At 63.6% G+C, this 22,412-nt stretch carries 22 protein-coding genes, 1 rRNA gene, 1 other RNA gene and 1 pseudogene; 14 read left to right on the top strand and 11 right to left on the bottom strand.

The features are described from left to right. From ACNA0R_RS26870 to ACNA0R_RS26850, 5 genes and pseudogenes are all read right to left on the bottom strand, one after another. Positions 1 to 226: pseudogene (locus ACNA0R_RS26870) on the bottom strand (cell envelope integrity protein TolA); the annotation flags it as partial. A 24-nt stretch (positions 227 to 250) separates the two neighbouring features. Next, positions 251 to 739: a protein TolR gene (tolR, locus tag ACNA0R_RS26865; protein WP_415829130.1), complete on the bottom strand. Its 489-nt coding sequence runs from the start codon at positions 737 to 739 to the stop codon at positions 251 to 253. Next, positions 739 to 1,416 carry a protein TolQ gene (gene tolQ / locus ACNA0R_RS26860; RefSeq protein WP_086066670.1) on the bottom strand — a complete coding sequence of 226 codons (678 nt, stop codon included), beginning with the start codon at positions 1,414 to 1,416 and terminating at the stop codon, positions 739 to 741. Before tolQ ends, tolR begins: the two co-directional genes overlap by 1 nt. Positions 1,417 to 1,418: 2 nt before the next feature. Beyond that, positions 1,419 to 1,841, bottom strand: coding sequence for a tol-pal system-associated acyl-CoA thioesterase (gene ybgC, locus ACNA0R_RS26855; protein WP_415829134.1), 423 nt, complete (start codon positions 1,839 to 1,841; stop codon positions 1,419 to 1,421). Between the two features lie 8 nt (positions 1,842 to 1,849). Continuing rightward, positions 1,850 to 3,583, bottom strand: a complete 1,734-nt coding sequence (locus ACNA0R_RS26850) for a proline--tRNA ligase (RefSeq protein ID WP_415829129.1) — start codon at positions 3,581 to 3,583, stop codon at positions 1,850 to 1,852. 66 nt (positions 3,584 to 3,649) lie between these two features. Here ACNA0R_RS26850 and ACNA0R_RS26845 point away from each other — a divergent pair, with 66 nt between their 5' ends. The 6 genes from ACNA0R_RS26845 (at position 3,650) to ACNA0R_RS26820 (ending at position 9,673) form a co-directional block, all read left to right on the top strand. Continuing rightward, positions 3,650 to 4,222, top strand: a complete 573-nt coding sequence (locus ACNA0R_RS26845; RefSeq protein ID WP_086066668.1) for an RNA pyrophosphohydrolase — start codon at positions 3,650 to 3,652, stop codon at positions 4,220 to 4,222. After that, positions 4,203 to 4,895 carry a response regulator gene (locus ACNA0R_RS26840; RefSeq protein WP_086066667.1) on the top strand — a complete coding sequence of 231 codons (693 nt, stop codon included), beginning with the start codon at positions 4,203 to 4,205 and terminating at the stop codon, positions 4,893 to 4,895. The genes ACNA0R_RS26845 and ACNA0R_RS26840 overlap by 20 nt, the downstream gene beginning before the upstream one ends. Before the next feature lie 44 nt (positions 4,896 to 4,939). Beyond that, positions 4,940 to 6,490: a sensor histidine kinase gene (locus ACNA0R_RS26835; protein WP_415829133.1), complete on the top strand. Its 1,551-nt coding sequence runs from the start codon at positions 4,940 to 4,942 to the stop codon at positions 6,488 to 6,490. 161 nt (positions 6,491 to 6,651) lie between these two features. After that, positions 6,652 to 7,095 carry a tripartite tricarboxylate transporter TctB family protein gene (locus ACNA0R_RS26830; RefSeq protein WP_415829132.1) on the top strand — a complete coding sequence of 148 codons (444 nt, stop codon included), beginning with the start codon at positions 6,652 to 6,654 and terminating at the stop codon, positions 7,093 to 7,095. Positions 7,096 to 7,101: 6 nt separating this feature from the next. Continuing rightward, positions 7,102 to 8,625, top strand: coding sequence for a tripartite tricarboxylate transporter permease (locus ACNA0R_RS26825; protein ID WP_415829128.1), 1,524 nt, complete (start codon positions 7,102 to 7,104; stop codon positions 8,623 to 8,625). A 121-nt stretch (positions 8,626 to 8,746) separates the two neighbouring features. Then, a complete protein-coding gene (locus tag ACNA0R_RS26820; RefSeq protein WP_415829127.1) occupies positions 8,747 to 9,673 on the top strand; it encodes a 2-hydroxyacid dehydrogenase in 927 nt (308 codons plus the stop codon). Between the two features lie 124 nt (positions 9,674 to 9,797). On the opposite strand, the gene ACNA0R_RS26815 is transcribed toward ACNA0R_RS26820, so the two are convergent. The 4 genes from ACNA0R_RS26815 to ACNA0R_RS26800 all read right to left on the bottom strand — a co-directional run bounded on the left by ACNA0R_RS26815 (position 9,798) and on the right by ACNA0R_RS26800 (position 14,513). Then, entirely contained in the window at positions 9,798 to 10,703 is a 906-nt protein-coding gene (locus ACNA0R_RS26815) for an NAD(P)-dependent oxidoreductase (protein WP_415829126.1), read from the bottom strand. A 64-nt stretch (positions 10,704 to 10,767) separates the two neighbouring features. After that, the gene (locus tag ACNA0R_RS26810; RefSeq protein WP_415829125.1) at positions 10,768 to 12,372 is read right to left on the bottom strand and encodes a gamma-glutamyltransferase family protein; all 1,605 of its coding nucleotides are present in this window, start codon (positions 12,370 to 12,372) and stop codon (positions 10,768 to 10,770) included. 158 nt (positions 12,373 to 12,530) lie between these two features. Further along, the gene (locus ACNA0R_RS26805) at positions 12,531 to 14,036 is read right to left on the bottom strand and encodes a tripartite tricarboxylate transporter permease (protein WP_415829124.1); all 1,506 of its coding nucleotides are present in this window, start codon (positions 14,034 to 14,036) and stop codon (positions 12,531 to 12,533) included. Between the two features lie 12 nt (positions 14,037 to 14,048). Then, entirely contained in the window at positions 14,049 to 14,513 is a 465-nt protein-coding gene (locus ACNA0R_RS26800) for a tripartite tricarboxylate transporter TctB family protein (RefSeq protein WP_415829123.1), read from the bottom strand. A 477-nt stretch (positions 14,514 to 14,990) separates the two neighbouring features. Between ACNA0R_RS26800 and ACNA0R_RS26795 the strand changes: the two genes are divergently transcribed. The 4 genes from ACNA0R_RS26795 to ACNA0R_RS26780 all read left to right on the top strand — a co-directional run bounded on the left by ACNA0R_RS26795 (position 14,991) and on the right by ACNA0R_RS26780 (position 17,093). Continuing rightward, on the top strand, positions 14,991 to 15,437 hold the full coding sequence (locus tag ACNA0R_RS26795) for a hypothetical protein (protein ID WP_415829122.1): 447 nt from the start codon (positions 14,991 to 14,993) through the stop codon (positions 15,435 to 15,437). Positions 15,438 to 15,440: 3 nt separating this feature from the next. Continuing rightward, complete coding sequence (locus tag ACNA0R_RS26790; protein ID WP_094848746.1) at positions 15,441 to 15,752, top strand: cell division protein ZapA; 312 nt, start codon at positions 15,441 to 15,443, stop codon at positions 15,750 to 15,752. 83 nt (positions 15,753 to 15,835) lie between these two features. After that, positions 15,836 to 16,023: non-coding RNA, 6S RNA (ssrS, locus tag ACNA0R_RS26785), on the top strand. Between the two features lie 359 nt (positions 16,024 to 16,382). Beyond that, positions 16,383 to 17,093: an SIMPL domain-containing protein gene (locus tag ACNA0R_RS26780; RefSeq protein ID WP_415829131.1), complete on the top strand. Its 711-nt coding sequence runs from the start codon at positions 16,383 to 16,385 to the stop codon at positions 17,091 to 17,093. Here ACNA0R_RS26780 and lgt read toward each other — a convergent pair. Beyond that, the gene (gene lgt, locus ACNA0R_RS26775; RefSeq protein ID WP_415829121.1) at positions 17,068 to 17,859 is read right to left on the bottom strand and encodes a prolipoprotein diacylglyceryl transferase; all 792 of its coding nucleotides are present in this window, start codon (positions 17,857 to 17,859) and stop codon (positions 17,068 to 17,070) included. The genes ACNA0R_RS26780 and lgt overlap by 26 nt on opposite strands. A gap of 126 nt (positions 17,860 to 17,985) precedes the next feature. Here lgt and ilvD point away from each other — a divergent pair, with 126 nt between their 5' ends. After that, positions 17,986 to 19,671, top strand: coding sequence for a dihydroxy-acid dehydratase (ilvD, locus tag ACNA0R_RS26770; RefSeq protein WP_415829120.1), 1,686 nt, complete (start codon positions 17,986 to 17,988; stop codon positions 19,669 to 19,671). Next, positions 19,655 to 20,008 carry a c-type cytochrome gene (locus tag ACNA0R_RS26765; RefSeq protein WP_415829119.1) on the top strand — a complete coding sequence of 118 codons (354 nt, stop codon included), beginning with the start codon at positions 19,655 to 19,657 and terminating at the stop codon, positions 20,006 to 20,008. The genes ilvD and ACNA0R_RS26765 overlap by 17 nt, the downstream gene beginning before the upstream one ends. Positions 20,009 to 20,040: 32 nt before the next feature. Here the strand turns inward: ACNA0R_RS26765 and hppD are convergent, their stop codons facing one another. Next, positions 20,041 to 21,168 (bottom strand): 4-hydroxyphenylpyruvate dioxygenase, encoded by a 1,128-nt coding sequence (hppD, locus tag ACNA0R_RS26760; protein WP_415829118.1) that lies wholly within the window; start codon positions 21,166 to 21,168, stop codon positions 20,041 to 20,043. Positions 21,169 to 21,313: 145 nt separating this feature from the next. On the opposite strand from hppD, the gene ACNA0R_RS26755 reads away from it, so the two are divergent. Together ACNA0R_RS26755 and ACNA0R_RS26750 are read left to right on the top strand one after the other, a co-directional pair. Further along, on the top strand, positions 21,314 to 21,790 hold the full coding sequence (locus ACNA0R_RS26755) for an Lrp/AsnC family transcriptional regulator (protein WP_415829117.1): 477 nt from the start codon (positions 21,314 to 21,316) through the stop codon (positions 21,788 to 21,790). 501 nt (positions 21,791 to 22,291) lie between these two features. Further along, positions 22,292 to 22,412: ribosomal RNA gene (locus tag ACNA0R_RS26750) — 16S ribosomal RNA — on the top strand; the annotation flags it as partial.

Raw genomic sequence — 22,412 nt, 5'->3', positions numbered from 1 at the left:
GCGGTTGCGGCTGGGGCTGCGGGGGCGGAGAAACCGGGGAATCGCCGTTGGCCCAGAGCTGGACCTGGACCGGCCCCGGATTTTCCGTGCGCCAATTTACGCCGAGCACCAGTACCAGGACCAGAATGGCGTGGACCAGTACGGCTAAGCCGAACGCTTTCCGATTGTCTTGCGCTGGCGGTGCTTCGGGCGCGCGGCTGGAGTGCTTGATCAGAGGAGGCGTCATCGAATCGAATGGATAAGGCGCCGATCAGCGCTTGGGCGCGGCGGGGCGCGGCTGCGGCTGTCCCGCCGCGGCCGCGGCGGCGCCCGTGGAGGATTGCTGGTCGACCAGCAGGCCCAGCCGCGTCACGCCGTTCGTACGCAGTTCGTCCATGACTTTCACGACGGATTCGTACGGCACCTTGCCGTCGGCCGCGATGACCACCGGGGTATCCGCCGTGATGCGCGCGCGGACCTGGCTGACCAATTCCGAACGGCCGATGTTTTCCGGATTGGCGCCGGGCTCGCGCATGCGCAGCGCGATATCGCCGTTTTGGGAAATCTGCACTTCCAGCGGCTTGACCGGGACGTCGGACGCCTGGCCCACCGAGGGCAGATTGATCAATCCGGGCGTGATAAGAGGCGCGGTGACCATGAAGATCACCAGCAGGACCAGCATCACGTCGATATAGGGAACGACGTTGATGTCGGCTTTCATGCGGCGGCTGGAGCGGCCGCTCGATCGTACCGAAGGCATCAGCGCACCTGCCGTTGCAGAATATTCAGGAACTCATCGACGAAGCTGTCGAAGCGGATGGACAGGCGGTCGATATCGTTGGTGAAGCGGTTGTAGGCCACCACCGCCGGGATGGCCGCGAACAGGCCGATGGCGGTGGCGATCAGGGCTTCGGCAATACCGGGCGCGACCGACGCCAGCGTGGCCTGCTGCATATTGGAAAGGCCGATGAAGGCGTGCATGATCCCCCATACCGTGCCCAGCAGCCCGATGTAAGGGCTGACCGAACCGGCGGACGCCAGGAAGTTCAGATGGGACTCCAGCGCATCCATTTCGCGCTGGTAGGCGGCGCGCATGGCGCGGCGGGCGCCGTCCAGGACGGCATTGGCGTCATTGGCGGCGGCGCGGCGCGCTTTCAGGAATTCCGTCATGCCGGCATCGAAAATCCGCGCCAGGGCGCCTTGTTCGGCGCGGCGGTTGGCCACGGCCTGCTGCAGCATGGACAGGTCGCCACCCGACCAGAAGTCGTCTTCGAAACGGCGTGTCTGCTGATGGGCCCTTCTGATAGCCAGGCGTTTGGCGAAGATGTACGTCCAGGACATGATGGAAATGCCCAGGAGCAGGAGCATGATCAATTGGACCGGCACGCTCGCATGTGCGATCAGTGCGAACAACGACAGGTCGTTGGAGACTTGCATTTTTATCCCTGAATAGAATCGAGTGTTGCGCGCAATCCCGGAGGCAGTGCCGCGGGCCGCAGAGTCGCCGCATCCACGCAGCACACTTGGATGTTGCCCTCGGCCAGCAGTTCCCCGCTGCGTTCCGCCCGCTGCGCGAAGTGTATCGAAGCCCGGCCCAGTCGTGTTACACGCGAACGTATGGTAAGCACGTCGTCCAGACGGGCGGGTTTGCGGTAGGCCATGTCCAGCGCGGACACCACGAAGATCCGACCGCATGCCTGCGCCATGCTGGATTGTTCAAAACCCAGCGCGCGCAGCCATTCGGTCCGGCCGCGCTCCATGAACTTCAGATAATTGGCATAGAAAACGACGCCGCCGGCATCCGTGTCTTCGTAATACACACGGATGTCGAGGGTCGATTCCAGGGAGCGCTGCGGGGACAACGAGGGGGTCAAAGGTTTTCCAGCTTGGCCAGTACTTGCTCCAGCGCCTGGTCGGCCGGCACCGTACTGGCGCTGGCTTCGCGGCGGGCCTGCAATTCGACCACACCGTCTTTCAGGCCGCGTTCTCCAACTGTTACGCGCAGGGGAGCGCCGATCAGCTCCCATTCAGCAAACATGACGCCCGGCCGAGCATCACGGTCATCAAGAATCACGTCTATGCCCCGCTCGCGCAGCGAGTTATAAAGTGCTTCCGCCGTGTTACGAACAGTTTCACTTTTGCCCCATCCCACTGGGCAAATCACCACTTCGAAGGGGGCGAGGGCGCGCGGCCAGATGATGCCGCGTTCATCGTGGTTCTGCTCGATCGCGGCCGCGGCGATACGCGTCACGCCGATGCCGTAGCAGCCCATTTCCAGCAAGGCGGGCTTGCCGGTCTCGTCCAGGTAGGTCGCCTTCAAGGCCGACGAGTACTTGGTCCCCAGGTAGAACACGTGGCCGACCTCGATGCCGCGCTGGATGGCCAGCGTGCCTTTGCCGTCCGGCGCCGGGTCGCCGGCCACCACATTGCGCAGATCGGCCACGTGCGCCGGTTCGGGCAGATCGCGGCCCCAGTTGACGCCGACGTAATGGAAGTCCTCGCGATTGGCGCCGCACACGAAATCCGCCATGTTCGCGACCGTGCGGTCGGCCACCACGGTGACGGGCTTTTGGGTATTGATCGGGCCAAGATAGCCGGGTTTGCAGCCGAAATGGTCGACGATCTCGTCTTCGGTCGCGAAGCGGTAGCCTTGGTCCAGGCCGGGCACCTTGGCGCTCTTGATCTCGTTCAGCACATGGTCGCCGCGCAGCAGCAGCAGCCAGATCCGCACCTGGCCGGGTTTGGGTTCGGTGGCCAGGACTATGGACTTCACCGTCGTTTCCAAGGGAATGCCCAGTTGCGCCGCCACTTCCTCGCACTTGGCCGCCCCCGGGGTCGGGACGGCTTCCAGCGCCTGGCCCGGCGCCTGGCGCTGGGCCAGCAGCGGCGCCGCTTCGGCCAGCTCGATGTTGGCCGCGTACTGGGTCTCGGGGTTGTAGACCAGCAGGTCTTCGCCCGTCTCCGCGATTACCTGGAATTCATGGCTGCGGCTGCCGCCGATGGAGCCGGTATCCGCGGCCACGGCACGGAATTCCAGCCCAAGCCGGCCGAAGATCCGCATGTAGGCGTCGTACATGGCGTCATAGCTGCGCTGGGCGCCGGCTTCGTCGCGATCGAAGGAGTAGGCGTCCTTCATCGTGAATTCGCGCCCGCGCATCAGGCCGAAGCGGGGGCGCCGCTCGTCCCGGAATTTGGTCTGGATGTGATAGAAATTCACCGGCAGCTGGCGCCAGCTGTGGATTTCATTGCGGGCGATGTCGGTGATCACCTCTTCGGACGTCGGTTGCAGCACGAAGTCGCGGTCGTGCCTGTCCTTGATGCGCAGCAGTTCCGGTCCGTACTGGACCCAGCGCCCGGATTCCTGCCAGAGCTCGGCTGGCTGGACCACCGGCATCAGCAGCTCGATGGCGCCGGCGGCGTTCATTTCCTCCCGGACGATCCTCTCGATCTTGCGGATCACCTTAAGCCCTAGCGGCATATAGGTATAAATCCCACCCGCCAGCTTGCGGATCATGCCGGCCCGGGTCATAAGGCGGTGGCTGACGATTTCGGCCTCGGCGGGCGCTTCTTTGAGTGTATTGATGTGGTAGTTGGAGGCGCGCATGGTTTCCAGGAGGCGGCAGGTACGTATAATCAGGCGTAATTGTATTGAATTTGGTGGGGGTGGCCCATGCTGGACCGCGAAGGCTACCGTCCCAATGTCGGCATCATTCTCGTCAACACCAGAAACGAGGTCTTTTGGGGCAAGCGGATCAGGGAACATGCCTGGCAGTTTCCGCAGGGCGGCATCAAGTACGGCGAAAGCCCGGTGCAGGCCATGTATCGCGAACTCCATGAAGAAGTGGGCTTGAAGCCCGAGCATGTCCGCATTTTGGGGCGCACACGCGATTGGCTGCGCTACAACGTCCCGGATCATTTCGTCCGGCGGGAATGGCGCGGCCATTACAAAGGCCAGAAGCAGATCTGGTTCCTGCTCAGGCTGGTGGGGCGTGACAGCGACGTCTGCCTGCGCGCCACGCAGCACCCGGAATTCGACGCATGGCGCTGGAGCCAATACTGGGTTCCGCTGGATGCCGTCATCGAATTCAAGCGGGATGTCTACACGCAGGCCCTGAACGAGCTCTCGGCTATCCTGTTCAGGCGGCATCACGAAACCCGCTACCTGCGCCAACGGGTGCACGGTCAGCGCGCGGCCGAGAATCTGGCGGGAGGGCCTGACGGCCATGCGCATATTGCTGGTTGAAGACGAAAGGGACATGGCGTCCTGGCTGGTGCGCGCGCTGGCCCAGAGCGGCTTCGTGCCGGACCACGCGCCCGACGCGCGCACGGCGGAAGCCTTCATGGCGGGCACCGAATATGACGCGATCGTCATGGACCTGCGCCTGCCGGACAAGCACGGCCTGGTGGTATTACGCGAAATGCGCAACCGCGACGACCGTACGCCCGTGCTGGTACTGACAGCCCAGGGCGCCCTGCAGGACCGCGTGCGCGGCTTGAACCTGGGCGCCGACGATTTCCTGACCAAGCCCTTCGCGCTGGAAGAACTGGAAGCGCGTCTGACCGCCTTGGTGCGGCGCAGCCGGGGGCGGCAGCACCCGCGCCTGCAGTGCGGTTCGCTGTCCTATGACAGCGAAAGCCGGGCCTTCACCCTGGACGGCTCGCTGCTATTCCTGACGCCGCGTGAACACGCGGCCCTGGCCGCGCTCCTGACACGCAGCGGCTACCCTGTCGACAAATCGCAGCTGTTCGGCAAGGTCTTCAACCACGATAGCGAAGCCAATCCCGACGCCATCGAAGTCGTCCTGCATCGCCTGCGCAAGAAACTGGCGGGCAGCGACATCCGCATCGTTACCGTGCGCGGCCTCGGCTATATGCTCGAAAGCGTGGCCAGCGCATCTGAATCCGCGGACGCTTGAAAGGCCCGGTTCCTGCCGTGTCCGCGCATCCCTCGCCGCGCAGCGTGTCGAGTACGCGCGACCCCGGCCGGCCATGGTATTCGCGGGTCGGCATCCGCGCGCTGCTTATCACGCTGCTGCTGCCGGGTGTCATCGCGTTGCTGGTCATCGACAGCTATAACGATTACCAGACCCTGGCCGACATCACCAACGATGCCTACGACAGCGCGCTGCTCGAGCCGGCGCGCGTACTCGAAAGCAGCATCGAATTCACGCCCGACGGCGCGCTGCAGGTGGTCACGCCGTTATATGCCCAGGTCATGCTCGAATCCCGCGCCGGCCTGCGCAAATATTTCCGGATCGAAGAAATCGACCCGCCACAGCCCTCCGGCAGGGCGCCGGCGGCCCCCGGCGTCGCCTTGCTCGGCATGCCGGACATCCCCCGTCCGCCTGTCTGGCCGCGCAGCGACGGCCAGCCCATGTTCTATGACGGCGCCTACCGCAACGATCCCGTCCGCATGGTTGCCCTGGTGCGCGACCTCTACTACCACGGCACCCATCGCCAGGTCCTGATACTGGTGGGCGAAAGCACCGGCAAACGGATCGAGGCGGAAGACGCCGCGCGCCGCAAAGAACTGCTGCGCGACGGCCGCATGCTGGCGCTGGTGGTGTTGATGGTGTGGTGGGGCGTGGCATGGGCCCTGCGCCCGCTGGCCAGGTTGCGCAACGAAATCCGCGCGCGCTCGGCCGATGACCTGACGCCGCTCGACGCCAGCCGTGTCCCGTCGGAAGTCGCGCCCCTGGTGGAAGCCGTCAACCACCACATCGCCCGGCACCGGCACATGCTGGAAGAACAATCGCGATTCCTGGACGATGCCTCGCATCAGCTGCGCACGCCGCTCGCCATCATGTCGACACAGGCGCAATACGCCTTGCGGGAACGCGATCCCGCGCTGATCCGCGATGGTCTGCGCGCCATCGTCGCGCAGCTCGGACGCACTCGCCGGCTGACGGAGCAATTGCTGCAGCTCGCGCATGCAAGCCAGGGCCGTGAAGCGCCCCAGCGCGTGCTCGATCTGAATGACGTCGCGCGCGAGGTCGTACTGCAATATCTGCCCCTCGCGCACGAAAAACAGCAGGACCTCGGTTGGAGCGATGCGCGTGGCGATGCCGATGAAAGCGGTATGACAGGCCCGGCGGCTCCCGTGGCCGGTTCCGAGGTCGAACTGCACGAAGCCATCGCCAACCTGGTCCACAATGCGGTGAACTACGCGCCGCGCGGCGCGCGCATCACGGTGTCGGTGGTGCGCGAGGCCACGCGCGTGGAAGTGCGCGTATCGGACAACGGGCCGGGACTCAATCCGGCGCTGCGCGCGCGCGCCTTTGCGCGCTTCGATCGCGCCGGCGTAGAAGCCGCCGGCGCTCCGACTTCAGGCTCGGGGCTGGGCCTGGCCATCGCGCAAGCCTATGCCCGCCGCAACGGCGGCGACATCGTTCTGGCCGACGGTGAAACCAACGCCCAAGGCGGCGTTGGCCTCTGCGCCATCCTATGGATACCTCTGTTAGGGGATAACCCTGGGATTCAGGAACCCGACAGTCTAAAGAAAGCGGATTAGCAGCTTCCCTCCTTATTCTGCCCTCCAGGCTCACGGTGCTTTGTGAGAGGGGTGCGCTCACCCTGAGCGTTTCCTATAAAGGCTGGTGTAAGCCTAGTACACGGAGGAATGCAGTGGAAACACTGAAAAAATACAACAAGGACTACTACGGCGGTGCGCTGATGGTCCTGATCGGCCTGGGGTCGATATACGGTGGTCTGAATTATCAGATCGGTACGCTTAGCCATATGGGGCCCGGTTTCTTTCCGGCAGCGGTGGGGGGATTGTTGGCATTCACAGGGGTTTTGATCGCCATCGGCGGCAAGACCGGCGCAAAAGAAAAAGAAGAAGGCGCAGGGACGCACGTACCGTCGTCGCATCCCACGGGCATGCCCGACATGCGCGGCACCATCTGCATCATCCTCGGCATCCTGGCTTTCATTTTCCTTGGCCATTACGGCGGGCTGCTGCCCGCGACGTTCGCCATCACCTTCATATCGGCGCTGGGCGACCGCAAGAACACGGTGAAGCAGGCCTTGGTTCTTTCGTTAGGCATGGTGGTGATCGCCGTGATCGTGTTCTGGTGGGCGCTGCAACTGCAGCTGCCGCTGTTCCAGTGGGGTTGATACGCCATGCATCAAGCACTAACTGATCTCTGGTTCGGTTTTGGCGTTGCCTTCGAACCGCATAACCTGATGTGGTCGTTCTTCGGCGTGCTGGTGGGCAACCTCATCGGCGTGTTGCCCGGCATGGGCGCCCTGTCGGCCATTTCAATCCTGCTGCCGCTGACCTACGTCATGCATCCGGTCCCCGCGATCATGATGCTGGCGGGTATCTTCTATGGCTCGCAATACGGCGGCGCCATCGGCGCCATCCTGTTGAACCTGCCTTCGCACCCGCCGCACGCGGTGACGTGTCTGGACGGTTATCCGCTCACCAAGCAGGGCAAGGGCGGCACGGCGCTGGGCATCACCATGATCGCGTCGTTCTTCGCGGCGTCGGTCGGCATTCTGGTGATGATTTTCTTCTCGCCGCTGCTGGTGGAAATCGCCTTCAAGTTCGGCCCGACGGAAATCTTTTCCATCATGCTGCTGGGCCTGATCGCCGGTTCGACGATGTCGCGCGGTTCGCCCCTGAAGGGCATCTGCATGACTTTGTTCGGCCTGCTGTGCGGCGTGGTCGGTACGGACGTCAACACGGGCACCATCCGTCTGTCGTTCGGCATCCTGGACCTCTCCGACGGGTTGGAACTGGTGGCCATCGCCATGGGCCTGTTCGGCGTCGCCGACTTCATCATGAGCGTCAACCGCATGACCATCATCGGCACGGGCGCCAAACTGCGCCTGCGCGATATGCGTCCGTCGGCCAAGGAGCTCAAGCAATCCTTCCTGCCGCTGGTGCGCGGTACGCTGGTGGGCACGATATTCGGCGCCATGCCCGGCACCGGCCCGACCATCACCACCTTCATCGCCTATGCCCTGGAACGCAAGATCTCCAGGACGCCGGAACGCTTCGGCACCGGCATGCTGGCTGGCGTGGCGTCGCCGGAAGCCGCTTCGCACTCGAAGACGCAGGTCGACTTCATCCCCACGATGAGTCTGGGCATCCCCGGTGACGCGGTGATGGCGCTGATCCTGGGCGGCCTGCTGATCCAGGGTATCCAGCCCGGCCCGCAGCTGATCACCGAGCATCCGGACATCTTCTGGGGCCTCATCGCCAGCTTCTGGGTCGGCAACGTGCTGCTGGTCATCCTGAACGTGCCGCTGATCGGCATCTGGGTCAAGCTGCTGCAAGTGCCTTACCGCTATCTGTTCCCGTCCGCGCTGTTCTTCATCGCGGTGGGCGTGTTCAGTACGCAGAACAGCCTGTTCCAGATCTGGGAAGCACTGGCCTTCGGCGTCATCGGCGCGGTCTTCATGCTGCTCGATTTCTCCGTCGCGCCGATTCTGCTGGGCTTCGTGCTCGGGCCGATGGTGGAAGAAAACTTCCGTCGCGCGCTGCTGCTGTCGCGCGGCGACATGATGATTTTCCTGCAGCGTCCGATCAGCGCCTGGTTCGTCGGTATCTCGGCGCTGCTGATCCTGGTTCAGATCATTGCCCACGCGCGCCGCAAGTTCAGGAAGCGCGACAAAGCGATGCTGCCCAAGACCGCCTGATCTTCGGTCGGCGCATCACGACAGCCGCCGCGGCCCGCAAGGGCGCGGCGGTTTTTATTTGGTCCATCCGCCCGCCTGGCGTGCTAAGGTCTGGCCCTGGTCCAACCTCATCCGTCGAATCATGCACGTCCTTTTTGCCTGCCCCCACAACAACCCCGCGGATTGGCTTCCCGGCCTGCAGACCGAGCTGCCGGACTGCAAGATTTCGGTGTGGGATCCGTCCGGTCCGCCGTCGAATGCCGATGTTGCGCTGGTGTGGAAACCGCCCGCAGCCCTGTTCGAGCATGAGACCCGTTTGAAAGCCTTGTTCAATCTGGGCGCCGGGGTGGATGCCCTGCTGCAGATGAATCTGCCACCGCACATCCAGATCGTGCGCCTGGAAGACGCCGGGATGGCGGTACAGATGGCGGAATATGCGCTGTATGCGCTACTGCGCGCATCGCGCGGTTTCGGCCGCTATGAGCGTGAGCAGGCTGCCGGACGCTGGTCGCCCATGCCGGGACTGCGGCGCGAACAATGGCCCGTGGGCGTGCTGGGCCTGGGCGAGATGGGCGCGCGCGTGGCGCAATCCATCGCCGCCTTCGACTACCCGGTGCTGGGCTGGTCGCGCTCGCCGCGCACCGTCGAGGGCGTGCGGACTTTCTCCGGCGCCGCTCAGTTGCCCGAGTTCCTGCAAAGCACGCGGGTACTCGTGAATGTGCTGCCGCTGACGCCGGAGACGACCGGCATCCTGGATCGCCGTACCCTGTCGCAACTGATGCCGGGCGCGCACTTGATCAATGTCGGGCGCGGCGGCCATGTGAACGAAGCGGAGCTGCTGGCCTTGCTCGACGAGGGCAAGCTGGAAGGCGCCACGCTGGACGTGTTCGACGTGGAGCCGCTGCCGGCGGGACATCCCTTGTGGACGCATCCGCGCGTCCACATCACGCCGCATATCGCCGCCAGCACCTTGCGCGCGGAAGCCATCGCGCAGATCTCCGCGAAGATACGCCGGCTCGCCAGGGGCGAAGATATCTCCGGCGTGGTCACCACGCAGCGCGGCTATTGATCTGGCGGGCAGGCCCGTGCCTCGGCCGGGCCCCCGGCGCGGGCCGGCATGTCGGCGCGGGCGCGGGCGCGGTGGGCGCGGGCGACCGCGCACCGCGCCTGCGTACGCAGGCGGTGCCGCGTCCTCAGTCGCGCAGCCGCTTGATCAGGCTGGACGTATCCCAGCGGCCGCCACCCAGCTTCTGCACGTCGCCGTAGAACTGATCGACCAGGGCGGTCACCGGTACGCGAGCGCCATTGGCGCGCGCTTCCTCCAGCACCAGGCCCAGGTCCTTGCGCATCCAGTTCACCGCGAAGCCGAAATCGAACTTGTCGTCCACCATGGTCGATCCGCGGTTTTCCATCTGCCAGCTTTGCGCCGCGCCCTTGCTGATCACGTCCAGGACCAGTTTCATGTCCAGCCCCGCGGCCTGTCCAAAGGCGATGCCTTCGGAAAGTCCCTGCACGACGCCCGCGATGCAGATCTGGTTGACCATCTTGGCCAATTGCCCGGCGCCCGGAGCGCCCACCAGCGTGACGGCTCGTCCGAAGACCTGGGCAACCGGCTTGATGCGGTCGAACACGGCCTGTTCGCCTCCGCACATGACCGTCAGCACGCCATTGACGGCGCCTGCCTGGCCGCCGGATACCGGCGCATCGATAAAGTGCACGCCGCGCTGGCGGCCTTCGGCATAGAGCTCGCGCGCGACCTGCGCCGACGCGGTGGTGTGGTCGACGAACACAGCGTCCTTGCCCATGCCCGCGAAGGCGCCGTCGTCGCCCAGTACCACGCTGCGCAAGTCGTCGTCGTTGCCCACGCAGCAGAAGACGATCTCCGCGCCCTCCGCGGCCTGGCGCGGCGTGGCGGCGGTCTTGCCGCCGAATTCCTTGGCCCACGCTTCGGACTTGGCGGCGGTGCGGTTGTACACGGTCACCTGATGGCCGGCTTTTGCCAGATGTCCTGCCATGGGAAAGCCCATGACGCCCAGGCCCAGGAAGGCGACTTTCTTCGACGGTGTCGCGTCATAGGTTTTGCTGCCGATGGAAGCCATGCGGATCTCCGATTGCGGGGTTGATGAGTATAGGTCCGGTACTGGAAGCGTATGAGGTCTGGCACTAGAAGCCGGCGGCCAGGCCGTCGCGGCGGCTATCGCTCGCGGCCACGTAGCCATCGACCGCGGGGTCGCCCAGGCGCCAGATGAACTGGCCTGAACCGAAGTCCATGTAAGGATCTTCCAGGCCTTCGAGCAAGTGTCCGCGCGCGCGCAGCGCGTCCAGTACCTGTTGCGGCATGTCGGGCTCGATGTCCACCGAGATGCCATGGTTCCATTTCCAGCGCGGCGCATCGCAGGCGGCCTGCGGCTGCTGGCCGAAGTCCAGCATGCGCACCAGGGTCTGCAGATGCCCTTGTGGCTGCATGTTGCCGCCCATGACGCCGAAACTCATCACCGGTGCGCCTTCCTTCATCAGGAAGCCCGGGATGATGGTGTGGAAGGGGCGCTTGCCGCCGCCGACGATATTGGGATGGCCAGGCTCCAGCGTGAAGCCGTGACCGCGATTCTGCAGGCTTACGCCGGTGCCCGGAACGACCACGCCCGAGCCGAAGCCCATGTAGTTGGACTGAATGAAGCTGACCATCATGCCGTTGCGGTCGGCCGCGGTCAGGTAGATAGTGCCGCCCACCGGGGCATGGCCCGTGGTGAACAGCTTGGCGCGCCGCATATCGATCAGCTTGGCGCGCGCCGCCAGGTAGTCGGGCGCCAGCATTTGCTCGGGCGACAAGGACATATGCCGCGAGTCGCCGACGTGCGCGTAGACGTCGGCGAAGGCCAGTTTCATGGCTTCGATCAGCAGATGCTGCGTTTCGGGATGGTCGACGGGGCGCGACGCCACATCGAAATTCTGCAGGATGCCCAGCGCGATCAGCGCGGCGATGCCCTGGCCGTTCGGCGGGATCTGGTGCAGGGTATAGCCCCGGTAGTTCTGGCCCAGCGGTGTCACCCATTCCGGCCGGTAGTCGCGCAGGTCGGCCAGCGTCATGGCGGCGTCGTGCGCTTGCGCGTGCGCGACGAGCTTGTGCGCGGTCTCGCCTTCATAGAAATCGCGGCCGCCGGTCGCGGCGATGCGCTTGAGCGTGCTGGCGGCGCCCTTCAGGATGAAGTGTTCGCCCACGGCGGGCGCGCGTCCGCGCGGCAGGAAGTGTTCGGCGAAGCCGGGCAACGATTGCAGCACATCGGCCTGTGCCGCCCACTTCTGCTGCACGATCGGCGAGATCGCGTAGCCGCGTTCCGCATAATCAATGGCCGGCGCCAGTATGTCCTCGAACGACAGCGATCCCAGCTTTTCGTGCAGCGCCGCCCAGCCCGCAATGCATCCCGGCACTGTCACGCTGTCCCAGCCGCGCATCGGAATCACGCCATTGTGCTTGCGCTTGAAGTAGTCGGGACTCCACCCTCCCGGCGCCGTGCCCGAGGCATTCAGGCCATGCAGGCGCGAGCCGTCCCAGACGATGGCGAAACAGTCGGACCCGAGACCGTTGCTGACCGGTTCGGTCAAGGTCAGGGTCGCGGCGGCCGCAATGGCGGCGTCCACGGCGTTGCCGCCGGCGGCAAGGATGCGCAGGCCGGCCTGCGCGGCCAGCGGTTGTGAGGTCGCCACGATGTTGCGCGCGAAAACGGGGGTGCGCGCAGTCCTGTAGGGATTCTGCCAATCAAAAGTCATAGGGGAGCGAAGCGGCGTTCAGGACGGGGTAAACCCCTACTTTAACGTAAGAGATTGTGTGCACTGCACCATATTATTTTGCCAATGAAAAAAGCGCCCCGTGGGGCGCTTTTCAACGGTGGCGCGCGACGCGGGGTCGCGCGCCGGCCAGGGATAAATCAGCCTTCTTCGACGAAGGTCTCTTCGCGCTTCTTCCGTATGGACGGCAGCGCGACGATCACCACCAGGGCGATGGCGGCCGCCAGCAGGGAAGCCGACAGAGGCCGCGTGACGAAGGTCGTAAAGTCGCCACGGGACAGCAGCAAGGCGCGGCGGAAGTTTTCTTCCATCATGGGGCCCAGCACCAGGCCCAGCAGCAGCGGGGCGCCTTCGCACTTCAGCTTCGACCACACGTAGCCCACCAGGCCGAATGCCGCCGTCATGAAGATGTCGAAGGTGTTGTAGTTCAGCGAATACACGCCGATCGTGCAGAACACCAGGATGGCCGGGAACAGCACGCGGTAGGGCACCTTCAGCAGCTTGACCCACAGGCCGATCAGCGGCAGGTTCAACACCACCAGCATCAGGTTGCCGATCCACATCGAGGCGATCAGGCCCCAGAACAGCTCGGGGTGGCTGCTCATGACCTGCGGGCCGGGCTGGATGTTGTGGATGGTCATCGCGCCCACCATCAGCGCCATCACCGCGTTGCCCGGGATACCCAGGGTCAGCAGCGGGATGAAGGAGGTCTGCGCCGCGGCGTTGTTGGCCGACTCCGGACCCGCCAGGCCGGCCGGATGGCCCTTGCCGAAGCGTTGCGGATTGCGCGAGATCTTCTTTTCCAGCGTGTACGACGCGAACGACGACAGCACCGCGCCGCCGCCCGGCAGGATGCCCAGGGCCGAACCCAGGGCCGTGCCGCGGAGCACCGCGGGATAGGCTTCCTTGAACTCGGTCTTGTTCGGGTACAGGCTGCCGATCTTGTCGGTGATGTCGACGCGGTTTTCCTTCTGCTCCAGATTGGTCATGATTTCGGCAAAGCCGAACACGCCCATGGCCACGATGGCGAAGTCGATGCCGTCCTGCAGCTCGGGGATGCCGAAGTCGTAGCGGGCCACGCCCGAATTGACGTCCGTGCCCACCATGCCCAGCAGCAGGCCCAGCAGGATCATCGCGATCGCCTTGGGCAGCGAGCCCGACGCCAGCACCACGGCGCCCACCAGGCCCAGCACCATCAGGGAGAAATATTCGGCGGGACCGAACTTGAAGGCGACTTCGGCCAGCGGGGGCGCGAAGGCGGCCAGCAGCAGGGTCGCGACGCAGCCCGCGAAGAACGAACCCAGCGCGGCGATGGCCAGCGCGGCGCCCGCGCGGCCGTTACGCGCCATCTGGTGCCCGTCCAGCACCGTCACGACGGCGGACGTTTCTCCTGGCAGCGCCACCAGGATGGCGGTAGTCGAACCTCCATATTGCGCGCCATAGTAAATACCGGCCAGCATGATCAGGCCCGCGACGGGCGGCAGCACATACGTGATCGGCAGCAGCATCGCGATCGTCGGCACGGGGCCGATGCCCGGCAGCACGCCGATCAGCGTGCCCAGCAGGCAGCCCAGCAGGGCGTAGGCCAGGTTCTCGGGCGAAATCGCCACCGAGAAACCCAGTATCAGGTTGTCAAACAATTCCATGGCCGGTACTCCTTAGTTCGCGCCGATGAAGGACGGCCACAGCGGGAAGATCAAGCCCAGGCCCTTAATGAAAGCGAGCCAGACGAACACCACCAGGAAAATGCCGTTCGCGGCGGCAACTTTCCAATTGAATTCATGGCTGGCGAGACTGCTGATCACCACCAGCAGGAACACGGAGATATATACGCCCAGGAAGCGGAGGATGACGCCGTAGAGGACCACGGAACCCAGCACGAGGAAGGCGATGCGCCAGTCGAACCGGTCAACGTGCGTTTCGGTGGCCTTGGCCGACAGCGAACCGATCAGGACGATCGCGCCCAACAGCGCCAGGACGATGCCCAGCCAGAAGGGAAAGTATCCCGGGCCCATGCGCGCAGCGGTACCCATTTGGTAGCTGGTCGCTTGCCAGGCGAATCCCAGCCCGAGGGCGATGAACATCACCCCGGACCAGAAGTCCTGTTTGTTGCGTAGCTGCATGATTGTCTGCTCCTAATACAGCATGTGATAAAAAAACCGTTCAGCCGGCCGTTTGCTTAATTTCAGGTTTGAGTGTGCTTGATGAAAGTAAACTCACAGGTCTGCGAATGGCGCCATGGTAATGGAGCGCTTTCAGGGATGAAACCCTGTAATTTGGCTGAATGCCTATGGTTTTCCCTAGAATTGAACCCGGCAGGTACCTAAGTCGTAACAAACCGGGCACCCTGGCAGGCGAATGAAAGGTTTTTGAAAGTTATTAGAAAGACAAGGGAAAGCGGGGCAGGCCGAGCCGTGGCTATATCACCACGGGATAGGCCCGCGCGGATGCCGCGGCTAGCGTCCATCGTTTCCAGGCGGCCCGTGACTCGGGGCGGGGCGGGGCGGGACGGCCAACGGTACTTCTGGCGAAATATTGCCAGGTATCACATGGTGCATATGACCATGTAGCTGGGCGGTGAATGGTTTACGATAGCGCCCATGCTGCAAGACCTCGATCAACTCGCTGCCCGCATCGGGCAACTGGTGCAACGCACCCGTCAGCTTCATAGCGAACGGGATGCCTTGCGATCCCGCCTGGCTCAGGCAGAACAGGAATCCCGCAAACTGCGCGAACATTGCGACGAAGCGGAAGCTCGCCTGCAGGCTTTGCAGGAGCGCCTGCAGACGCATGACAGCGAACTCGCCGCGAAGTTGGCGCAGTCGGAGGAAGCCGAAGCCCGCTTGCGGGCCGAGCTCGAAAAGCACGCGGAGCAGCGCCAGGCACTGGAAAACCAGCTCACCGCGCAGGAAACCGCGTGGCAGACGCGTTTGAGCGCGCGTGAAACCGATCTGCAGCGCTTGCGCGTGGCCGCGGTGGCGGCGCGCGAACGTATCGATGCCGTCCTGGCGCGTCTGCCGGGCGCCCCGGTCGAGGAGCATCAGTAAAGTATGGAACGCGTAGACGTAAATATCCTGGGCCGCGAATATTCGATGGCGTGCTCGGCAGAGGAAAAGCCTACCTTGCTGGCCGCCGTGCGCCACGTCGACCAGCTCATGCAGCGCATCCAGGGTACCGGCAAGGTATCCAGCAACGAACGCATTGCCGTGATGGCCGCGCTTCAAGTGGCCGGCGAACTTCTGTCGATGAAAGCGCCTGATGGCCCACTGGGTGGGTTGGCGGTGGGCGACTTCAAGCGTAGAATTGAGGACATGAATTCGATGTTGGACGACGCCCTCTCGGGGCAGGAAAAATTGCTGTAGTTCCCTGGCCTTCGTTGCCGCGCGGTACTGCTTCCATATCAGTGTGCTGCGTCGTTCTGGTTGTTCTTCCACGGTTTTTCAGTTTGTCCCTGCCGTGTTCGTGACTGGACCATACATTCTCTGAACCTATGCTTTATGGCATACAGGTTGCGTGAATGTGGGGGCTGGTGTGATCGTCTCTCTGTCAGACGAACCCGACGCCCCTCCGATCGCGACCACCTTGAACCTCACGGTTCGAGATGCCGGTCCTGACGGCACAGGCGGGGCATTTATCCCGCGGGCCTGCTTCTGTGCAGGTCCGCGCGGCTCCGGAAGTCCCAGGCTCTTTGCCCAAGGCTTCGTTCGCTCGGCCCCCTGCATCACTGAACACCAGCAGACGCTGGTGAGCCTCCTTCCCGCAAGGCAGCTTCGTTTCCAGGTCTTTCATTCGCTCATCCGCGGCGGCGTATCGCCTAGAATCCGGCGATGCCGCGTGCTGCCTATCGGCGGTGCCGCGATCTCGCGCCGGATCCCCGGTGCGGTCGTCATAGAAGGAGGCCCACACCCATGCTTCATCGCTCGCTGCCATTTCGTCTTTCCCATATTCGCACGCGCGCCGCGCTGGCCCTGGTTCTTGCCTGCGGTGCCGGCATGGCCGTATCGCCCGCGACTATGGCGCAAGGCGCGCCGGCTGCCGACGCAAACGCGACCAATACTTCCCATGCCGGTGATGACAGGCATGATGGCGGACCACTACTGACACTGCAGGCCGCGGCCACGGAAGAAGTCCGCCAGGACACCGTCCAGATCACCGTCAGCGCCCAGGTCGAGGCCCCCGACCAGGCCGCGGTCGGGAAGAAGCTGAACGCGCTGCTGGACGACCTGATGAAGACCGCCAAAAGCAACGCCGACGTCAGTGCGCGCACCGGCAGCTACCGCGTTTGGCCGAACAGCAATAGCAAGGGCAAGATCGTCAGCTGGCAGGGCGAAGGATCCATCGTCCTGGAGTCGACCAATTTCGATGCGGCTTCGGCGCTGGCCACCAAAATGGGCGACAAGAGCGCGATCTCCAATATCGGCTTTACCTTGTCGCGCAAGGCGCGCGAGGCGGTGGAGCGCAAACTGTTGAATCAGGCGGCGCAGGCCTTTCGCGAGCGCGCCCTGGCGGCGGCGTCGGCGTTCGGCTTCAGCGGCTACCGCCTGAAGAAAATCGAGCTGGGCGGCGTCGGGGCGGTCGCGCCGCGTGCCTATATGGCGATGGCCAAGGGCGCGCCGGCGCCCGCGCCGGCCGCCGATGTTCCCTTGCAGGCCGACATGGTTACGGTCAGCGTCGACATCAACGGGACGATCGTTTTGCAGTAAAGACGAACATCAGTACGCCGATGATCACCATGGGGATCGACAGCCACTGGCCCATGCTCAGCCCGCCGGCCAGCAGGCCCAGGAAGTTGTCGGGTTCCCGGGTGAACTCCACCAGGAAGCGGAAGGTTCCATAGCCGATCAGGAACAGCGCGCTTACCTGGCCGGTGGGGCGGGGCTTGCGGGCGAACCACCACATCAGGATGAACAGCGTGATGCCCTCCAGCCCCAGTTCATACAGCTGCGAGGGATGGCGCGGAATGCCGTCGCCGCTTTGCGGGAACACCATGGCCCATGGCACATCGGTGGGGCGGCCCCAGAGTTCGCCGTTGATGAAGTTGCCCAGCCGGCCCATGGCCAAGGCCAGGGGAATCAAGGGGGCGATGAAGTCGCTGACCGTAAAAAAGGACATGCCGCGCTTGCGCGCGAAGTACAGCATGACCAGGATGACGCCCAACAATCCGCCGTGGAAAGACATGCCGCCTTCCCACAAGTAGAAGATCTCCAGCGGATGGGCGAAATAATGCGACGGCTTGTAGAACAGCACATAACCCAGCCGCCCACCCGCCACCACGCCGATCACGCTGTAGAAGATCAGGTCTTCCAGGTCGCGGGCCGTGAATGCGCCGGCGACCTTGCCGTGCGCGATGCGCCAGCGCCCAAGCAGATATACCAATCCGAAGCCAAACAGGTACATCAGTCCATACCAATGTACGGCCAGCGGCCCGATGCGGATTGCGATGGGATCGAATTGGGGATAGCGCAGCATGGGTTGGATGTATAAAACAGGGTGGCCCGATCATAACCGGCCTTGATGTTCCCGCTTGGACCGGCGTCGCATCGGCGGCCCTGGATAGTCGCGATAACGGCCAGCGTGCTGGCAAGGACTCAGATCATGGCAGCCAACGAACGTTCCCGGCATATTACGCAAGGCGTCGCGCGCGCGCCGAATCGCGCCATGTACTACGCCCTGGGCTATCGCGAAACCGACTTCGACAAGCCCATGATAGGCGTGGCCAATGGTCATTCCACGATCACACCCTGCAATAGCGGCTTGCAGCGTCTGGCGGATGCGGCGGTGGACGCCGTGCGCGCGGCGGGCGCGAATCCGCAGATATTCGGCACGCCCACGATCTCCGACGGCATGTCCATGGGGACCGAAGGCATGAAGTACTCGCTGGTATCGCGCGAGGTCATCGCGGATTGCATCGAGACGGCCGTGCAGGGCCAGTGGATGGACGGCGTGGTCGTCATCGGCGGCTGCGACAAGAATATGCCCGGGGGCATGATCGCCATGGCCCGCATGAACGTGCCGGCCATCTACGTCTATGGCGGCACCATCAAGCCAGGGCATTACAAGGGGCAGGATCTGACCATCGTTTCGGTATTCGAGGCCGTGGGCGAATACACCATGGGCCGCATGGATGAGACCGACTTCAAGCAGATCGAAAGGTGCTCGGTGCCAGGGTCGGGCTCCTGTGGCGGCATGTACACCGCCAATACCATGAGCGCCTCGTTCGAAGCGATGGGCCTGAGCTTGCCGTATTCCAGCACCATGGCAAACGAGGACGCGGAAAAGACCGGGTCGGCGGCCGAGTCCGCCCGCGTGCTGGTGGAAGCTGTGCGTCGGCAGATACGGCCGCGCGATCTGATCACGCGCCGCTCCATCGAGAACGCGGTGGCCGTCATCATGGCGACCGGCGGCTCCACCAACGCCGTGCTGCATTTCCTGGCCATCGCGCACGCGGCGGAAGTCGAATGGACCATCGACGATTTCGAACGCATGCGCCGCCGCATCCCCGTCATCTGTGATCTGAAGCCTTCCGGCCGCTACGTGGCGACCGACCTGCATCGTGCCGGCGGCATTCCGCAGGTCATGAAGCTGCTGCTCAACGCGGGTCTGTTGCATGGCGACTGCCCCACCATCACCGGCAAGACGATCGCGGAAACGCTGCGCGACGTCCCCGATGCGCCGCCGCCCGGCCAGGACGTGATCCGTCCGATAGACCGGGCGCTTTATGCACAGGGGCATCTGGCCATCTTGAAGGGCAATCTGGCGCCCGAAGGCTGCGTGGCGAAAATCACGGGCTTGAAGAATCCGGTGATGACGGGACGGGCGCGGGTGTTCGATTCCGAAGACGAAGCCATGGCGGCCATCATGGCTCGCGAGATCGTGCACGGCGACGTCGTGGTGATCCGCTATGAAGGCCCGAAGGGCGGGCCAGGTATGCGCGAGATGCTCTCGCCAACCTCGGCGCTGGTCGGCCAGGGCCTGGGTGAAACCGTGGGCCTGATCACCGATGGACGGTTTTCCGGCGGCACCTGGGGCATGGTGGTCGGCCACGTCGCGCCGGAAGCCTTCGTGGGCGGTCCCATCGCGCTGATCCGGGAGGGCGATTCGGTTACCATCGATGCCCATCAACTATTGCTGCAACTGAATATCAGCGACAAGGAAATGGCCGATCGCCGTAAAGCCTGGACGCCGCCCAAGCCGCGCTATACGCGCGGCGTGCTGGCCAAGTTCGGCAAGCTGGCCGGTACCGCCAGTCGCGGAGCCGTGACCGATGCTTTTGAAGATTGAGGCGATATGCCGTCGCGTGGCCGTGGCCGCGCTGGGAATGCTGCTGGCGCCCGGCGTCCAGGCCCAGACCGTGGGAGAGTCCCTGGTAAAAAGCAAAATATGCCTGGGTTGCCATCAGGTCGACACGCCTCGTGTCGGACCGCCGTTCACCGCCGTGGCCCAACGCTATGCCGGGCAGCCCGACGCCGAGGAATACCTGGCCAATTCCATACGCAGCGGCGGGCGCTACCGGTGGGGCAAGCTGTCGATGGCCGCGCAACCGCAGGTCAGTCCGGAAGAAGCGCACGAGATCGCCAAATGGATCCTGTCGCTGGCGCCGGAACAGAAAAAACCCTGATACGGCACCGCGCGCCGCGCCTGCACGCCATATCAGGCCTTGCTGGCCGTCTCCGCCGGCTTCAGCACCCCGCGCCGCATCTGGTCCAGTTCGATCGATTCGAACAGCGCCTTGAAGTTGCCTTCGCCGAACCCTTCATTGCCCTTGCGCTGGATAATCTCGAAGAAGATCGGCCCCACCTGGTTCTCCGTGAAGATCTGCAGCAACAGCCCGCCGCCCGGCGCGCCATCCAGCAATATGCGGTTCTTCGCCAGTCGCGCGGTCTGTTCGCCGTGATCCGGGATGCGCCGGTCGAGCAGCTCATAGTAGGTATCGGGCGTGTCCAGGAAGCTCACGCCGCGCGCGCGCAGGGCCTCCACCGTCGCATAGATGTCATCGGTACCCATGGCGATATGCTGTATGCCCTCGCCGCGATATAGATCCAGGTACTCTTGAATCTGGCCTTTCTGCTCCGTGCCTTCTTCGTTGATGGGGATCCGGATATTGCCGCAGGGCGAAGTCATCGCCTTCGATTTCACTCCGGTGACCTGGCCTTCTATATCGAAGTAGCGGACCTCGCGGAAATTGAACAGGCGTTCGTAGAATTCCGCCCATTCCGCCATGCGGCCCTTGTGCACGTTGTGGGTCAGGTGGTCGACCATCGTGAGTCCGGCGCCAGCGTGGGTCAGATCGCTTTCCGCCGTCTGCCGGTCGATGGGCTCGAAGTCGACGTCATAGATGCTGATGTCGCCGATGCCGCCATGGCCTTCCTTCCCGCGCCAGCGGTCCACCAGATAGATCAGCGAATCGCCGATGCCCTTGATGGCGGGAATATTCAGCTCCATTGGCCCGCTGTGCGAGTCGAAGCCCCACGCGCCCAGTTCCAGCGCGCGCCGGTAGGCAGCCGCCGCGTCCTGGACCCGGAATGCGATTGCACAGATGGACGGGCCGTGCAGGCGGGCGAAGCGTTGGGCGAAGGAATCCGGCTCGGCGTTCACCAGGAAGTTGACGCCACCCTGGCGATACAGGATCACGTCCTTATGGCGATGGCGTGCGATCGCCTTGAACCCAAGCTGTTCGAACACCCGTCGCAGGGCCGCGGGATCGGGCGCCGCGTACTCGACGAATTCGAAACCGGCGGTACCCATGGGGTTGTCCCAGGGGCGGAAGGCTGCAGTCATGTTGGGCATCCTGTTGTAGGTGTTTGGTGTGAGTAGAGTCCGAAAAATTGTAGGCAACTTGCCCAAGCATCTGATTGCGAAAATGTCCTGGATTTGATCGGATCGGGCAATAAAATGCCGCATATCGAATTTTTTGGGGTTGAAAATGTCAACAGAAGCGCTGGATAGGACGGATCGCAAAATCCTGGCGGAGCTCCAGCGGGACGGCCGGCTGACGAACCAGGAGCTGGCGGACCGCGTGTCGCTATCCCCCAGTCCCTGCCTGCGGCGCGTCCGGCGTCTGGAGGAAGAGGGCTACATCGGCCGCTACGTCGCGCTGGTGGATGCCGAAAAGGTGGGCTTCGGCCTGCTGGCCTATGTGACGATCCGCTTGAACAAACACAGCGGTTCCAGCCACGCTCCCATGGCGGATTTCCACCGTGATGTCCAGACCTGGCCGGAAGTAGTGGCCTGCTATGCGATGACAGGGGACATGGACTATCTGTTGCGCATCCAGGTCCGCGACCTGGCGCACTTTTCCCGGTTCGCCATGGATACCTTGATGCAGCATCCCGCGGTCATCGATATGCGCTCCAGCTTCGCCCTGCAGAAACTCAAGGAGACAACCGAGCTGGCGTTGTAGTGGGGCGAGAGGGCGTGATACTATACGCAGTTCCAGTTGCGTAATTGAACTGGACTTGATGGTGAAGGCGGGGCGGTGCTGGAAGGCGTGGTTGGACTGAAAATATTTCGACAAGCGCGCAGCCTGATTTGACAGCCCCAAAAAAAGTCTTCATAATCTCGTTTCTCTGCTGCTGACACAGCAACGACGCAAAGCAAGGCAAAAGCCGCGCGATGCGACGGTGGTGAAAGCGAAAAAGCAGGGCTGCTCTTTAACAACGAAACAACCGATAAGTGTGGGCGCTTGATGGATGTAGGCGCACCTGAGCGGTCCGATGCGCGAGCGTAAAGTTCGGGTATCTGGATAGCCAGGGCCGAAGAAATCAAGTGCTCACAGAAGTAAGTGTCAGGAATCAGATGATTGAAAGATCGTCTGGGTTCTATCACTTCCTTTGAGAGCGCTAAGCGAAAGACAGCTCGGGTCCTGATTTATCGGGGCCTTGAGTTGTACGAAACAGAGATCGAACTGAAGAGTTTGATCCTGGCTCAGATTGAACGCTGGCGGGATGCCTTACACATGCAAGTCGAACGGCAGCGCGGACTTCGGTCTGGCGGCGAGTGGCGAACGGGTGAGTAATGTATCG

The sequence above is a fragment of the Bordetella sputigena genome (genome assembly GCF_965137885.1).
Lineage (GTDB): Bacteria > Pseudomonadota > Gammaproteobacteria > Burkholderiales > Burkholderiaceae_B > Bordetella_C > Bordetella_C sputigena.
The sequence above is the reverse complement of the archived record's forward strand: the minus strand, read 5'-3'. Positions and strand labels throughout refer to the sequence as shown.

Coding starts and splice junctions, on each gene's coding strand:
- tolR (WP_415829130.1), bottom strand. CDS start 739: ATGCCTTCGGTACGATCGAGCGGCCGCTCCAGCCGCCGCATGAAAGCC.
- tolQ (WP_086066670.1), bottom strand. CDS start 1,416: ATGCAAGTCTCCAACGACCTGTCGTTGTTCGCACTGATCGCACATGCG.
- ACNA0R_RS26850 (WP_415829129.1), bottom strand. CDS start 3,583: ATGCGCGCCTCCAACTACCACATCAATACACTCAAAGAAGCGCCCGCC.
- ACNA0R_RS26845 (WP_086066668.1), top strand. CDS start 3,650: ATGCTGGACCGCGAAGGCTACCGTCCCAATGTCGGCATCATTCTCGTC.
- ACNA0R_RS26840 (WP_086066667.1), top strand. CDS start 4,203: ATGCGCATATTGCTGGTTGAAGACGAAAGGGACATGGCGTCCTGGCTG.
- ACNA0R_RS26830 (WP_415829132.1), top strand. CDS start 6,652: ATGGTCCTGATCGGCCTGGGGTCGATATACGGTGGTCTGAATTATCAG.
- ACNA0R_RS26825 (WP_415829128.1), top strand. CDS start 7,102: ATGCATCAAGCACTAACTGATCTCTGGTTCGGTTTTGGCGTTGCCTTC.
- ACNA0R_RS26820 (WP_415829127.1), top strand. CDS start 8,747: ATGCACGTCCTTTTTGCCTGCCCCCACAACAACCCCGCGGATTGGCTT.
- ACNA0R_RS26815 (WP_415829126.1), bottom strand. CDS start 10,703: ATGGCTTCCATCGGCAGCAAAACCTATGACGCGACACCGTCGAAGAAA.
- ACNA0R_RS26810 (WP_415829125.1), bottom strand. CDS start 12,372: ATGACTTTTGATTGGCAGAATCCCTACAGGACTGCGCGCACCCCCGTT.
- ACNA0R_RS26805 (WP_415829124.1), bottom strand. CDS start 14,036: ATGGAATTGTTTGACAACCTGATACTGGGTTTCTCGGTGGCGATTTCG.
- ACNA0R_RS26800 (WP_415829123.1), bottom strand. CDS start 14,513: ATGCAGCTACGCAACAAACAGGACTTCTGGTCCGGGGTGATGTTCATC.
- ACNA0R_RS26795 (WP_415829122.1), top strand. CDS start 14,991: ATGCTGCAAGACCTCGATCAACTCGCTGCCCGCATCGGGCAACTGGTG.
- ACNA0R_RS26790 (WP_094848746.1), top strand. CDS start 15,441: ATGGAACGCGTAGACGTAAATATCCTGGGCCGCGAATATTCGATGGCG.
- ACNA0R_RS26780 (WP_415829131.1), top strand. CDS start 16,383: ATGGCCGTATCGCCCGCGACTATGGCGCAAGGCGCGCCGGCTGCCGAC.
- lgt (WP_415829121.1), bottom strand. CDS start 17,859: ATGCTGCGCTATCCCCAATTCGATCCCATCGCAATCCGCATCGGGCCG.
- ilvD (WP_415829120.1), top strand. CDS start 17,986: ATGGCAGCCAACGAACGTTCCCGGCATATTACGCAAGGCGTCGCGCGC.
- ACNA0R_RS26765 (WP_415829119.1), top strand. CDS start 19,655: ATGCTTTTGAAGATTGAGGCGATATGCCGTCGCGTGGCCGTGGCCGCG.
- hppD (WP_415829118.1), bottom strand. CDS start 21,168: ATGACTGCAGCCTTCCGCCCCTGGGACAACCCCATGGGTACCGCCGGT.
- ACNA0R_RS26755 (WP_415829117.1), top strand. CDS start 21,314: ATGTCAACAGAAGCGCTGGATAGGACGGATCGCAAAATCCTGGCGGAG.